We start from the raw sequence: 14,322 nt of genomic DNA on the forward strand, positions 1-14,322 counted from the left end.
ATTTACTTGCTGTTACTCTCTCCAGGCAGTGCAACTTTCACCTAAGTGATGGAACCAACAAGTATGACCCTGCGCGTTACCTGCCACCCTCAGCTATAGCGCCCCTGCGCGTACCGTGGTTCGGCAACGAGCGCGCGATTGCCCCGGCGCAATCCAACCGCGCTTCAGGCGATCACGATTTCGGAAAGCCAATCCGTGCCAAGCTCATGCGTCTTGCAGTAGGCGGCGATCCGCTCGCGCGTTGGCCCGGGACGATCCAGACCGAGGAAGCGGGAGGCATTGCGCCAGAAGATGTTCTGCCGGAGCTCCTCGCCCACCCCGGCTCGTGCGAGCCCGTCGACCATTCGCGCAACGTAGTTGTTGTAGTTCCTTTCCCGCGACATCATCGACCAATCCGTCCCGAACATCAGGTGACGGGCTGTTGGGTCATAGGCGTTGAGCCAGGCATTCAGGCGCTTGCGGATATCATAGTGCAAACCTGCACTTGTGGTGCTGACCAGTTCGCTCAGATAGCTGAGGTCGGCATATAGGTTTGCTCGATGATCGTCACGGATCGTCTTTCCGATGATCTTCTCCCAACTCGGGGGGCCGGAGAATTTGTCCCTTTCGCAGTTAACCAGAATACCGGTCGGCTCCCCCTTGCGCCGGCTTTCGTCGAAGCCGCCAAAATGCGCCAGATTGATCCTCAAATCTCTATAGTGGCGATCATTGAGCAGTTTGCGCCAATGCACGGGACTTGCGAAGTTGCCGAATCCGCAATGCGCGCCAAGGCTGTTTTCCGTATGCGCCATGATCGGCACGTCGTGCTTGCAGCACCAGTTGTAAAGCTTCTTCAGTGCGGCTTCGATCGGCTTGGCATTGCCTGTCGCCTGAAACCCCATCGGCGGGTAGAGTTTGACCCCGATGAACCCCTTGCACATGATCGCGTATTCGACATTCTCCAGCGAGGAGCCTGGATCACACACCTCCCGCTTCGGATCGAAACCGACGAAGCTGTGCATGCGGATGCCCCGCTCCCTGGCCACGATCCGTTGTATCTCGTCCATGACGTCGATCTGGTCGCACTGCGGCGAAGCCTTTCCGGGAATCGACTTCTCAAAGTCGAGAATGCTCGGCGTGATGACAGACAGCGAGCACCTGGATGCGTAGATCCGCAGGTAGTTCTCGGCCAGGTCCATCCGGTAGTCCTGCATCAGCTGCACGAACCTGATGTAAACGCCAAAGATGTCGTGGGTCTTGGCGGCCTTGACGATCGCGTCGATATCAGTTGGGCTGACACCGCCAATGCCATCCAGAAACGAGCGCGGCAAGTTGGCGCGGTCCGCGAGCTGATCCAACAAAGCGTCGTAGGCGGGCTCTTCGCCGAAGAAGCCCTGCACGAATTCGCTCGTCGACCGTTCCTTTTTCGCAAGCGCAATGAGCGCCTCGACAGCTCTGTACAGTTGCTTGTCCTTGCGTCTCTGGAGTTCTGCCTCGGAGAGAGGGCGCGCGCGCTTCTGGAGAACGGCAAGCTCGTCCTTCGCTTCCGGCGCGACATCTGCGAGCGCAACGACAAGAACGACGGCCAAGGCGTTCACGACCGGCGTCGGTATCTTACCGGGCGTTCCTTCCCGCAGCGCCAGGTAGCGCACGAGCCCCTCGACCGGCACGTCCGCCGCATTGAAGAAATGGCAATGAACATCGATGACAGGATAGTCCAGGTCGCATTCGCCGGGCGGGGGCCAGTCATGTCGACATCCGGAGAGCACGTTCGCCGCAACACCTGCCGAGACAAGTCGCAAGACATCGCGTCGTGTCACGGCGGCAACCGGACCAGCCCAGTCGACCCCCATCGTCCCCTCCTGTTGCGAGACCCCCTCGAACAATCGGGCAAACATTACTCCGTCCATCGGACCTATGGAATAGGTATTTACTTGCCGTTACTGACACATCGTAGATCAACTCGACCTGCCTTTTAGTTGGGAGAGAGGCATGTTACTCTGAAATCTTGGGGAGATTTTTGCGTGGTTGGTGGCGCCGGCAAATATGAATTCCAACGTTACCTGTCGGGAGCCCTTGTGCAATGGTCCTCCCCGACAGCAACGGAATCGTCTGGCCCGGCGCGGGAAGATTTCCTCGGCTCGCTGCTTTTTGCCGACATATCTGGGTTCACCCGCCTGACCGCCAAATGGTCCGAGAGCGACCGCGCGGCCGGCGCCGAACGTGTCAGCCTGCTTCTGAACGGCTTCATGGGCGCGCTCATCAGGCACGTGGAAGGCCATGGCGGCACGGTCTTGAGCTTCGCGGGCGACAGTTTGCTTGCCGGCTGGCAGGCGTCGTCCCCGGATGAACTCGAACAGACTGCCTGGCGAAGCTGCTACTGCGCGGGCCGGATCCGCGAAGAGATCAAGGCGCCAGGCGGTCCTGAAGACGCGCTGCAATTGCGCATCGCCGTCGGTGCTGGCGCCATCACCCTGCTGCACCTCGTCCCCCGCATCGATCAGCGCTGGCTGATCGTCGGCGGCGATTGCCTGGCCCAGGCCGACCATTGCGGCCAGCTGAGCGATGCCGGCGAAATACTGGTATCCGACGCGGTGTGGCAGCTGATTGGCAAGCACGCCAGGGGCGGCCCAAGCCGCGACGGGACCACGCGCCTCGAAGAAATCAGCCCCCTTGGAACCGCAAGCCTGCCACGCCCAGCGCGTGCGAGCACCGCCCACGAGCAGCTCGAAGCCTATCTGCCGCTTTCCCTTCGCAGCCGCCTTCTGTCGCCGCTTTCGGAGTGGCTCGCGGATCTTAGGACCGTGACGGCACTGTTCGTGCACGTGACCGGCAAGGACCTCGATGCGGATCTCGACCGGTTGAACAGACTGGTCAGCCGGTCGATCGCCGTGGTCGGCCGCACCGGCGGGGAAATCCTTCACACGGCCCTGCATGGCGATGGGCTGGAGGTCTTCGCGGTCTTCGGGCTGCCGGGCGAAAAACACGCCGGCAATGCCCGACGCGCGATCCTTGCAGCGCTTCGGCTGTCGCGCGAGCTCGCGCAGCCGGATCTGGGTCTGTCGGCCGGCATTTCCACCGGCGAGAGCTTCTGCGGCGCGCTCGGGGCAAGCCATCGCGCAGACTACACGGTCGTCGGCGCTGCCGTGAACATGGCCGCTCGGCTGGCAAGCGTTGCCGCTGGCCGCATCCTCGTCGACCAGGCGACGGAAAAGGAGGCCGTCGGCCAGATTGCCTTTGCCGGGCCATGGTCCCTTGCCATACCCGGGGTGCGCGGCGGCGTGACGGCCTTCGCACCGATCGAGGAGACGGTGCCGGCAATCGATGGCGGAACCCCGATCCTGCTCAACAGGGCAGCCGAGCTTGCGGCACTTTCCGCCTACCTGGAGCGCGCGGGCAAGGCGCAGTCCGGCGTGATGATCGTGAAGGGTGATTCCGGCGTCGGAAAATCGGCGTTGCTGCGCACCTTCGTCGAACGTTGCCGCGATCGCGGAAGCCGCGTTCTTGTCGGCAATGCCGACGATATCGAAAGCGACGTGCCCTATTTTGCCTGGCGCGGCGTGATCCGTGACCTGCTGGGCATCGGTGACCTGCGTGGCGTGGAAGCCGCGGATCAGGTGGGGCGTTTCTTCGTCCAAAGGCCGGAACTCGCGCATCTCGCGCCCTTGCTGAACGATGCCATCAACCTCGCTTTGACCGACACGGTGGAGACCCGCGCCATGTCGGGCGACGGCCGCTCCCACCGACTGCGCGAACTCTTGAGCGAGCTCATGAGCAGCAGCCTGGCCCCGGCACAGGGGCTGATCGTTCTGGAGGATGTGCACTGGCTCGACGAGGCCTCCGGCCAACTTCTGGGACGCGTGGTTTCAGGAGCCGCACCGGTGCCGGTTGTGGTATCGACCCGGACGACGAGAACGCAGGAAGACGTGTCGCGTTGGACCGGTCAGCATCATAACGGCGCTGAGACACTCGATCTGATGCCGCTTGATTTCGAGGGCACGATCGCGCTCGTTCGCGCCTCTATCGGCAGCAATTCGCCGGCAGACGGCATAGGCGAAGCGGTCTATGCCCAGTCGGCGGGAAACCCGCTGCTGATCTGCGAGATCTGTCGGATGATCGACGAACGCCGGTTGCCGAAGGCTGCAGAGGCGCCCATCTCGCTGGCAGAAACCGGTTCGAACGACGCGACGCTGCTCAACACCGCCAAGGCCACCGTCACGGCCCGGACCGATCAGCTTCCGGCGGAACTGCAAGTGCTCCTGAAAATCGCGAGCGCCATGGGTGCGGCTTTCTCGGTGGCCGAATTGAGCGCGCTGGCGCCGATCCGGAAAACGGCGCTCGATATCGAAGGAAGCCTCGCTCGATTGCAGGCGGCACATTTGATCAAGCCCGTGGACGATCGCCCGGGCCGTTTCATGTTCAGCCACGCCGTCATCCGCCGCGCCATCTACGACAGCATGCTGACCGAACAGCGCCGCGAAGCCCATCGCGCCATCGCCCTGGCGATGGAGGAGCGTGGACAACTCGACGATGCCGAAAACCTGCCGCGCATCCTCAGCCACTGGGAGCGCGCCGGCGAGGCCGCTCTGGCGTTCAACTATCTGGATCGCGTCGCCGAACTGCGTCTGCGCCAATTCGACAATGCCGCGGTCGTCGACCTGATCACGCGCTTCTTCAAGACGGCGCACGAACTTGCGATCACGATCGCTGCCCAAAGACGGGCGGCCGCCTGCTTCCTGCTCGGCGAAGCCAGCCTCAATCTCGGTCGCGCCGAAGCCGCACGGCACGCCTACGAGGAAGGACTGCGGCTGTCCGGCATGCCGCTTCCGCGCAGTTCAGCCGGCCTTGCGCTTCACCTCGTGCTCGACCTCGCCGAACAGGTGTGGCGTCGTGCGACGCATCGGGACCCGGACTGGATCCTGAAGCGCGAAATCTCGCGGTCGCCCTCAGACCCGTTCCTGCTTGTGGCACGAGCGCACGAGGATCTGACGCGGATCTACTATTTCACCAGCGAGAAACTGCGGCTGATCCATGCGACGCTCAGGGCGACGAACCTTGCCGAGAGAAACCGCTTCGTGTCGCCCACGACAGCGACTAATTACGCGAGCCTTGGGGCAATATGCGGCGTGATCCCGCTGCACAGCCAGGCCGAACATTACAGCCGGCTGGCCGCTGCACTCTCGGAACGCGTGGATCAATTGGGAACGCGCGTCCGTGTCGACCTGCTGTCAGGCATGTACCAAATCGGCGTCGGTCACTGGCGCGAAGGCAAGCGCGCCTTCGAGGCTGGCCTCGGCAATGCCGCCACCGTCGGCGATCTGAGGCGGTGGTGCGAAGTCGCCGTCGGCCTCGAGACCATTTCCGGCCCGTGGCTGCTAACCTCCGCCTTCGAGGGCATAGCGCCGTGGGAGATCCTGGTTCAGCGCATCTGCGAGGAAGGGCGCCGACGCGGCGACACCCAGGTGCTCGGCTGCGGCCTGCTCGGCCGCGTGCGGGGTCATGCAGCACTTGGCCGATGGAATGCGATTGATGGCGACCTCGACGAACTGGAGCGGATCCTTCGCGAAAAGGCGGAAGGGTTGGAACTCGTCCACTGCATCGAAGGTGCCTCGCTGTTAAGTGAAGCCGCACGGCGCAAGGGCAACGCGAGCGAGGCGACGGCTTGGCTCGAGAGCGCGCTTTCCTGGTGCCGAACGCTGAACCCGGCGATGAAGACCCGCACGCTGCCGGCGCTCGCCCGCCTGTTCGACGTCGCCAGCGACCCTGCTGGCGGCGACCTGGCAGCGGCACAATTGGTTCTCGGAAAGCTCGAGCGTTTCGCGCGGGTGTACCCGATCGGCCGCCCGGCGGCAGCGCTCGGCGAGGCGACGCTCAATCTCAGACGTGGTCAAAAGCGGCGCGCCGAACGCGGCGCGCAATACGCCTTTGCAGAGGCGATCCGACTGGAAATGCCGGCGGTCGCGCTCGCGTCGCTCAACCACGCGGCAGGACCGAAGGATGCGGCGTCGCGACAGGCGTTTGAGACGATGTTTTCCTTGCGCCGGGCCGCCTGGAGCGAGGTCCTTCCGTTTGATCAGGTTGATCTTCAGCAGCATGTCCCAATGGCCCGGTCTCAGGGAGGTCGCGCATGAACCGCACCAGCCCGCCCCGCATCCTCATCGTGCTTGCCCACTTTGACGAAACCCGCAACCCCAGGGGCCGTCCCGACTTCATGCCGCAGGGAACCGGCCACCTGTTCCTGGCGGGCGCCTTTGCAAGGGACCGCGTGAACCTTCGCTGCTACAGCGAATTCCACGACGGGCCGCTCGTCGACGAAGCCGCCTTTGCGGAGCTGGACATGCTGGTTCTGACCGGCGTAACCGCCGCCTTTGACCGGATGCGGCACCTGACGGCCTATGCCCGCACGAAATCGCCCGGCTGCGTCGTCGTCGCCGGTGGGCCGGTCGTGCGCAATCTGCCGGTATCGAGCGCCGAGACCTTCGACTACGCGTGCGATGGCGATATCGAGGAAATGCAAACCGTCATTGGTGAGGTCTTCGGGGAATGGGCCGTGGCCGAGACGATCCTGCCGCGCTTCGACCTCGCCAATTGGGGCGGTCCGATCAGCTATGTCGAGACGAGCCGCTACTGCAATTTCAAATGCAGCTTCTGCGCGCTCACGGCCGAGAGCCGGCGCTACCACAGCTACGATCTCGGCTATATTGAAGCCCAGTTGCGCAATGTACCGGCCCGGAAATACGTGCTGTTCATCGACAACAATTTTTACGGCAACAGCAAGGACGTCTTTCATGCCAAGCTTGAACTGATCCGGAAGCTTTGGCAGGAGCGTTTGTTCCAGGGCTGGATCGCGCTCGTCACCGGGGATTTCTTCCGCGACCTCGACAATCTCGAAGCGGTGCGGGCGGCCGGCTGTCTCGGCCTCTTCAGCGGCGTCGAAACGCTGAACGAGGCGCAGCTCAAGCGCTACCAGAAAAAGCAGAACCTGGTGGTTCCGCAACTGGAAGCCATTCAGACCTGCCTCAAGGCCGGCGTCGCGTTCCAGTACGGCCTGATGTTCGATCCGGCGTCGCAAACGATGCAGGCGATGCAGGACGAACTCACCTTTATCACCGGCGAAAGCACGATGCCCTTGCCGGCATTCCTGAGCCTGACGATCCCGCTGCTCGGCACGCCGCTGTTTGACGAATGCGCCGCCGAAGGACGCTTCTTGCCCGAAGCCAAGCTGCGCGACATGGACGGCTTCACGCTGATGACTCGTCCTCTCGACGCGCTCGACGACGTCGCGCTGTTTGCGCGCAAGCTGTCGCGGCTCGACGGCAATCGCGGTCGCATCCTGCGTCATTGCCTTGGCTTTTACCGCAACTACCGTCGCTCGCTCTCGGGCCGACAGATGGCGCATTTGCTTGCCAACAGCCTGCGCCTTGCCCTGCCATCGGTCATGCATCGTCATGGTCTGCCGCAGCGCTCGGGAAACGACGATAAGCTCACCTATGTCACGACGACGCAGCCGCTCGGTCCGCTCTACACGCCAGCCTTCCGGGTGGGCGAAGGTTTCCGCTCACATTTCGCGCCGACGATGATTACCGACGCGTCGGGCGCGCTCGACGAAACCATCGCTCGCAATCTCGACGTCCGTGGCAGTCGGCGGCGGAGGGCCGGTCACGGCCTGGAACCCACGCCCGGTTGAGGGCATCCGGAAACTGCGTCAATGTGACGTACCGGCTGCAACCTTGAGTGCGTGAAGTTGGGTTCCGTTGGTAAGATTGGATTCAAACTTTTTGGGTAAGCTTCCGTTAGCTATTTCACACCTGTCGGCCGGCGATCGCCGTCGACCTTGTTTTGCGTACGGGTGCCCATGCGTTTTTCGTCTGCGACCGCGATCCTGCTTGCCGGCCTGATTTCCGGCTGCTCCTCCAGCTCGAGCCTCGATGCCATCGCGCCGCGCCCTTCGCGCGAAACCACCAGTTCCGTTGCGCTGACGGCAGCGCCGGTGCCGGCAGCGAGCGTCGGTCAGGCGGTAGCACAGGCGACGCCGCCGCAAAACATCCAGGACGCCCCGCCGCAGGAAATGCTCGCCTGGGCCGGACCGGTTCCGGAACCCGAGGCCTTCGCACCCGCGGCCAACACGACCACGACAACAACGACGACGCTGGAGGCGCCCGTTCCGGGCGCGCGACCGGTCGCCTTTGTTGCGCCGGAAAATCCGGTGACGCAGGCGATGCCGCGCGGACGCTCGCAGATCTACGGTCATCGCTTCCGCGACGCCAAGCCGATCAATTTTGGCCGCGCCAAAAATCCGCGCAAGATGGCCGTGCACGGTGTCGACGTTTCGCGCTGGCAGGCGGACATCGACTGGGCAAAGCTGCGCACGCAAGGGGCCAACTTCGCGTTCATCAAGGCGACCGACGGCGGCGACCATCTTGACCCGATGTTCAAGAAGAACTGGCGCGCCGCCAAGGCAGCCGGCATGCGCCGTGGCGCCTATCACTTCTTCTACTGGTGCCGCACCGCCGGCGAGCAGGCCGACTGGTTCATCCGCAACGTTCCGCGCGAGCCCGGCGCACTGCCGCCTGTCATCGACGTCGAGTACAACGGCGAATCCAGCTGCAAGCGCCGCCTTTCGCCCGAGCGCGTGCGCGAAAAGATGCAGGTCTTCATGGACAAGCTCGAAGCGCACTATGGCCAGCGCCCGATCATCTATACGGCACCGGACTTCTACAAGGACAACCTGCAGGGCGCGTTCAAGCAGTATCCGTTCTGGCTGCGCGCGGTCGCCCAGCACCCGTCGATCGTCTACCCGAACAGCAAGTGGCTGTTCTGGCAGTATTCGGGCTCGGGCCTGTCGCAAGGCGTTGACGGCAAGATCGACCTCAACGTGTTCCACGGCAGCGAGGAACAATGGCACGACTGGCTGGAAGCGCGCGCGAACTGACCCGGCGCGCTCGTCGCCTTCAAGTCTTCGTCTGCAGAAAGCTTAAGCCCCGGAACGTGAGGTTCCGGGGCTTAATTGCGACCTGACCGGGAGAAAATGTCAGGCCGCCTGGACCTTCTTTGAAACCCGCGCCCATTCCGGGATCCAGTCGCGATGCGCGATGAGCAGATCGTCGACGAGCGACCAGATCTGGTCGAGGTCGAGTTCGGCCGCCGTATGCGGATCCATCATCGCCGCGTGATAGAGATGCTCGCGGTTCTCGGTCATGAGCGCCTGCACCGTCAGCTCCTGCACGTTGATGTTGGTGCGGATCAGCGCGGTGAGCTGTGGCGGCAGGTCGCCGATGAAGGTCGGCTGGATGCCCGAGGCATCGACCAGGCACGGCACTTCCGCCGCGCAGTTCTCGGGCAGCGAGGTGATGCAGCCGTTGTTGCGCAAATTGCCGTAGATCACCGAAGGTTCGCCGGTCCAGACCGAGTTCATGATCGAGGAAGCGTATTCGTGGCTCTCGGCCACTTCGATCTTTTCCGCCTCCTTGAAGGCGGCCGCCTGTCCCTTCCAGCGCTCGATCTGCTCGACGCAGCGCTTCGGATATTCGTCCAGCGGAATGCCGAATTTCTCGATCAGATCGGGACGGCCGTCCTTGATGAAATAGGGCGTGTATTCGGCGAAATGCTCCGAGCTTTCGGTGACGAAATAACCGAGGCGGGTCAGCATCTCGTAGCGCACCTTGTTGGGGCAACGCGGGTTCCAGTGGCTGGGCTTGGGGAATCGTCCCTCGCGGTAGCCGCGCATCAGATCCGGATAGAGATTGCGGAAGCTGCCGTCAGGCTGTTTGTGTTCAAAATTCAGGTAGAAGGCCATGTGGTTGATACCGGCCGCACGGTAGCGGATCTCCGACACCGGGATATCGAGATCGCGCGCCAACTCGAAGGCCGTGCCTTGGACCGAGTGGCAGAGACCGACCTGGCGGATCGTCGGAAACTTTTCGGAAATCGCCCAGGTGTTGATCGCCATCGGGTTGACGTATTGCAACAGGATGGCGTTCGGGCAGACCTGCAGCATGTCCTCGCAGATCTTCCAGAGATGCGGCACGGTGCGAAGCCCGCGCATGATGCCGCCGACGCCGAGTGTGTCGGCGATCGTCTGGCGCAGGCCGTATTTCTTCGGCACCTCGAAATCCGTGACCGTGCAGGGCTCGTAGCCGCCGATCTGGAAGGCGACGACGACGAAGTCGGCGCCTTCCAGCGCTTGTCTCTGGTTGGAATGGGTTTCGATCTTCGCCTTGACGCCGAGCGTGCGCACCAGCTTGCCGGCGACGATCTCGCTTTCGCCGAGGCGCTCGGGGTTGACGTCCATCAGCGCGATGGTCGCTGACGACAGCGACGGCCGCTGCAACACGTCGCCGATGATGTTCTTCATGAAGACGGTGGAGCCGGCGCCGATGAAGGTGATCTTGGGTTGTCTGGTCATGGATTGCCTCTCAGTTCTAACGGTCATGCTGCCACATCGAAGGCGGCTTTCACGAGCCTTTCGGTGTAGGCGGTCTTGGGATTGGAAAGGATTTCGCTCACCGGCCCCTCCTCGACGATCTTGCCGTGCTGCATCACCACCACCCGGTGGCAGAGCGCGCGCACGACCTTGAGGTCATGGGAGATGAAGAGGTAGCTCAGTCCCCGCTCGTCCTGCAGCTTGCGCAACAGCTCAATGATCTGGGCCTGGACGGAGAGATCGAGCGCCGAAGTCGGCTCGTCGAGCAGGATGAATTCCGGCTCGAGCGCGATGGCACGGGCGATCGCAATGCGCTGGCGCTGGCCGCCGGAGAACTCATGCGGAAAGCGCGACAGGATGTTGCCGGGCATGCCAGCGGCGACAAGTGCGTCGATAACGCGGTCGAGCCGTTCCTTGCGGTTCTCACCGATGCCGTTGACGACTAGGCCCTCCTCGATGATCTGGCCGATCGACATGCGCGGGTTCAGCGAGGCGAACGGGTCTTGGAAGACGATCTGGATGCGCGAGCGCAACGGGCGCATCGCCGTGCGGTCCTTGTCGTGGATCGGGATGCCGTCGAAGAAGATCTCGCCGCCATCGGCGTTGAGCAGGCGGATCAGCGCCTGGCCGAAAGTCGTCTTGCCCGAACCGGACTCGCCGACCAGTCCCAGCGTCTCGTGCTTGCGCAGATTGAGGCTGAGTTTGTCCACCGCAACGAGTTCCGAAAACTCAGACCGGAACAGACCACCCTTCTTCAGCATGAAGGAGACCTTCACATCCCGCCCGTCGAGCATGATCGGCGCATTGTCCGGCAAAGGCTTGGCGGCACCCGACGGTTCCGAGGAGAGCAGCCGTTTCGTATAGGAATGCAGCGGATTGGCGAACAGCGCCGCTGTCGTGTTGTGTTCCTTCACCTCGCCGTATTGCATGACATAGACGTAGTCGGAGAACTGCCGCACCACCGTCAGGTCGTGGGTGATCAGGATCACCGCCATGCCGAGTTCGCGCTGCAGGTCGCGGATCAGGTTGAGGATCTGCGCCTGCACGGTGACGTCGAGCGCCGTCGTGGGCTCGTCGGCGATCAGGACATCCGGGTCGTTGGCAAGCGCCATGGCGATCATCACCCGCTGACGCTGGCCGCCGGAGAGCTGGTGCGGATACTGGTTGATGCGAAGTTCAGGATCCGGGATCTTCACATGGCGCAAGAGTTCCAGCGCCCGCTCGGTCGCAGCGCGTCGGCTCATCCTGCGATGCGCCCGGATCGCCTCGATGATCTGCGTGCCTACCGTATAGACCGGGTTCAGCGAACTCATCGGCTCCTGGAAGATCATTGCCAGCCGGTTGCCGCGCAAGGCTCGCCGTTCGCGCGGCGCAAATTTCAGCACGTCCTTGCCGTCGTACTCGATGCGCGATTGCGGGGCGATGGTCGCGCGCTTGGAGAGCAGCCCCATGACGCTGCGCGCCGTTACCGATTTGCCAGAGCCGGATTCCCCGACGATGGCGATGGTCTCGCCGCGGTAAAGCTGGAACGACACGTCCTTCACCGCCTCCACCGTGCCATGCTCGACCTTGAAGCGAACCGCAACGTTGCGCGCGTCGATGATCGGCCGGCCGGCCCGTTCGGCAAGATCCTTGCGCTCAGACGGGGCGGCTGCGAGGACGTCGAATGTCTCTGTCATGATGCGTCCTTCTCAATAGGGATCGATGGCGTCGCGCAGGCCGTCGCCGAGCGCATTGAAGGCGAAGACGGTGACAAGAACGAAGGCGACCGGCGAGAGGATCCAGGGATAGGACCCGATGACGGAATAGGTGGAGGTGTCCTGCAGCATCAGCCCCCAGGAAATGAGCGGCGGCTTGACCGCAAAGCCGAGGAACCCGAGGAAGGATTCCAGCAGCACCACCTGCGGGATCGACAGAGTGACCGCGACGATCACGTGGCTCATCACGTTTGGCAGGATGTGCTGGAAGATGATGCGCCTGTCGCTGGCGCCGACGGCGATTGCCGCCCGCACATAGTCGATACGGGCGAGCGCCAAGGTCTTGCCGCGCACCTCGCGTGACATCTGCGCCCAGCCGAGCGCCGACATGACGATGATGACGAAGGCGAGGAAGACATTGGTCGGCGCCGTCACCGGGATCAGCGAGGTCAGCGCCAGATAGAGCGGCAGCTGCGGAAAGGCGAGCACCAGTTCGACGAAGCGCTGGGTCCAGACGTCGAAACGGCCGCCGAAATAGCCCGAAGCCATGCCGACCGTCGTGCCGACGACCGTGACGATCGAGACGACGATCAGCGCAATCATCAGCGAGATGCGTGACCCGACGAAAATGCGCGAGAGCACGTCGCGGCCGAACTTGTCGGTTCCAAGCAGATGCACCGGCGAGCCGTCGACCGCACCGAAGAAATGGCGCTCGGCCGGGATCACGCCGAAGAGGCGGTAGGGCGCGCCCTTGACGAAGAAGCCGAGGATCTGCGGGTTGTCGTAATCCGGGCCGATGATCGGCTGGAAGGTGATCGGGTCGAGCTCCGTGCCTTCGGTCAGCGGATAGCTGCGCGGCGAAAAGACGAAGTTGCCGTCCTTATCGGTGAAGCTGATCGCCTGCGGCGGTGCGAAGGCGACGCCGGTTGCCTTCGGATCGACCGGAGACAGGAAATCGGCAAAAACTGCCATGAAGAGCAACAGGCCGACGAGCACGAGGCCGAGCATGCCGGTCCAGGACCGCTTCAGCCGGCGCCAGACCAGCGCCTGGTAGCTCTCGTTGTGTTGCTCGTTCTTGGGTTCTACGGCGATCGGAAGGGTTGTTTGCATCTCAACGGTCATGCCGGGGCTCCTCCGAGACGCACGCGCGGATCAAGCGCTGCAAGCAGCATGTCGGCAATGATGTTGCCGAGGATCAGCGTTGCCGACAGCACCAGCATGAAGGTGGCAGTGACATAGACGTCGCCCACCCACATGGAGCCGACGATGGCCGGTCCGACGGTCGGCAGCGCGAAAATGATCGCGGTCTCGATCTCACCGGTCAGCATGTAGGGCAACACAACGCCCTGGTACATGATCAGCGGATGCAGGGCATTCGGCACCGCGTGGCGCATGACCACCGCGCCTTCGCTCAAGCCCTTGGCGCGCGCCGTCTCGACATATTGAGCGTTCAGCGTGTCCAAGAGATTGCCGCGCATCACCCGCATATTGTAGGCGAGGCCGCCGAAGGTGGCGATCGCCACGACCGGCCAGACATGTTTGACGAGGTCGACGAACTTGTCCCAGGACCAGGGCGCGCCGCCATAGCGGGCCGAGTGGAAGCTGTTGATTTCGCTGACATTGAAATGGAAGACGAGAATGTAGACGATGATCAGCGCCATCAGAAAGCGCGGCACCGTCATGCCGAGGAAGGCGACCGTCGAAAGCAGGCTGTCGATCCAGGAATATTGCCGTGTCGCCGCGATAATACCGAAGGAAATGCCGATGATCGACGCGAGGATATGGCAGACGAGAGCTAGGGCCAAAGTGCGCGGCAGGCGCTCGCCGACGACATCGGCGACCGGCTTGTTGTAATAGAGGCTGTGGCCGAAATCACCACGCGTCAGAATGCCGGTCATCCAGTTGACGTATTGCACCGCCATCGGCCGATCGAGCCCATGTTCCTTGCGATAGGCCTGCGCCTGGGCTTCCGCTTCCTCATAGGACGCGCCGCCCTGGTTGATCAGCTGCGAGCGGATGTAGTCGCTGTAGTCGCCGGGCGGAGCCTGGATGATGGCGAACGTCGCCACGCTCAGCACCAAAAGCACCGGAATGGCAGAGGCGATGCGGACAAGCAGAAACCTGAACATGCCGTTTCCTTCTGTCGTTGGGGTGATCGAGCGCTCCTCCGGCCTTTCAACCGGAGGAGCGGTTGCTTTAGTTGCTCAGGCCCTTCTCGCCGGG

General features: G+C 63.0%; 8 protein-coding genes. 3 read left to right on the forward strand and 5 right to left on the reverse strand.

The window, feature by feature from the left end; translation table 11 throughout:
- Positions 1 to 164 precede the first annotated feature (164 nt).
- Complete coding sequence (locus VGO04_RS14410; RefSeq protein ID WP_327496639.1) at positions 165 to 1,865, reverse strand: amidohydrolase family protein; 1,701 nt, start codon at positions 1,863 to 1,865, stop codon at positions 165 to 167.
- Between the two features lie 192 nt (positions 1,866 to 2,057).
- Here VGO04_RS14410 and VGO04_RS14415 point away from each other — a divergent pair, with 192 nt between their 5' ends.
- From VGO04_RS14415 to VGO04_RS14425, 3 genes are all read left to right on the forward strand, one after another.
- The gene (locus tag VGO04_RS14415) at positions 2,058 to 6,110 is read left to right on the forward strand and encodes an AAA family ATPase (RefSeq protein ID WP_327496640.1); all 4,053 of its coding nucleotides are present in this window, start codon (positions 2,058 to 2,060) and stop codon (positions 6,108 to 6,110) included.
- Positions 6,107 to 7,666 carry a B12-binding domain-containing radical SAM protein gene (locus VGO04_RS14420; protein ID WP_327496641.1) on the forward strand — a complete coding sequence of 520 codons (1,560 nt, stop codon included), beginning with the start codon at positions 6,107 to 6,109 and terminating at the stop codon, positions 7,664 to 7,666. Before VGO04_RS14415 ends, VGO04_RS14420 begins: the two co-directional genes overlap by 4 nt.
- 168 nt (positions 7,667 to 7,834) lie before the next feature.
- Positions 7,835 to 8,911, forward strand: a complete 1,077-nt coding sequence (locus VGO04_RS14425; RefSeq protein WP_327496642.1) for a GH25 family lysozyme — start codon at positions 7,835 to 7,837, stop codon at positions 8,909 to 8,911.
- 99 nt (positions 8,912 to 9,010) lie between these two features.
- On the opposite strand, the gene VGO04_RS14430 is transcribed toward VGO04_RS14425, so the two are convergent.
- Genes VGO04_RS14430 through VGO04_RS14445 form a run of 4 tightly spaced genes read right to left on the reverse strand, consistent with a single transcriptional unit; the run spans position 9,011 to position 14,228 of the window.
- Positions 9,011 to 10,384, reverse strand: coding sequence for an alpha-glucosidase/alpha-galactosidase (locus VGO04_RS14430; protein WP_327496643.1), 1,374 nt, complete (start codon positions 10,382 to 10,384; stop codon positions 9,011 to 9,013).
- Between the two features lie 23 nt (positions 10,385 to 10,407).
- Positions 10,408 to 12,081, reverse strand: a complete 1,674-nt coding sequence (locus VGO04_RS14435) for an ABC transporter ATP-binding protein (protein WP_327496644.1) — start codon at positions 12,079 to 12,081, stop codon at positions 10,408 to 10,410.
- Between the two features lie 12 nt (positions 12,082 to 12,093).
- Entirely contained in the window at positions 12,094 to 13,221 is a 1,128-nt protein-coding gene (locus VGO04_RS14440) for an ABC transporter permease (protein WP_327496645.1), read from the reverse strand.
- Positions 13,218 to 14,228, reverse strand: coding sequence for an ABC transporter permease (locus VGO04_RS14445; RefSeq protein WP_327496646.1), 1,011 nt, complete (start codon positions 14,226 to 14,228; stop codon positions 13,218 to 13,220). Before VGO04_RS14445 ends, VGO04_RS14440 begins: the two co-directional genes overlap by 4 nt.
- Positions 14,229 to 14,322 lie beyond the last annotated feature (94 nt).

It is taken from the genome of Ensifer sp., assembly GCF_035999185.1.
GTDB lineage: Bacteria > Pseudomonadota > Alphaproteobacteria > Rhizobiales > Rhizobiaceae > Ensifer.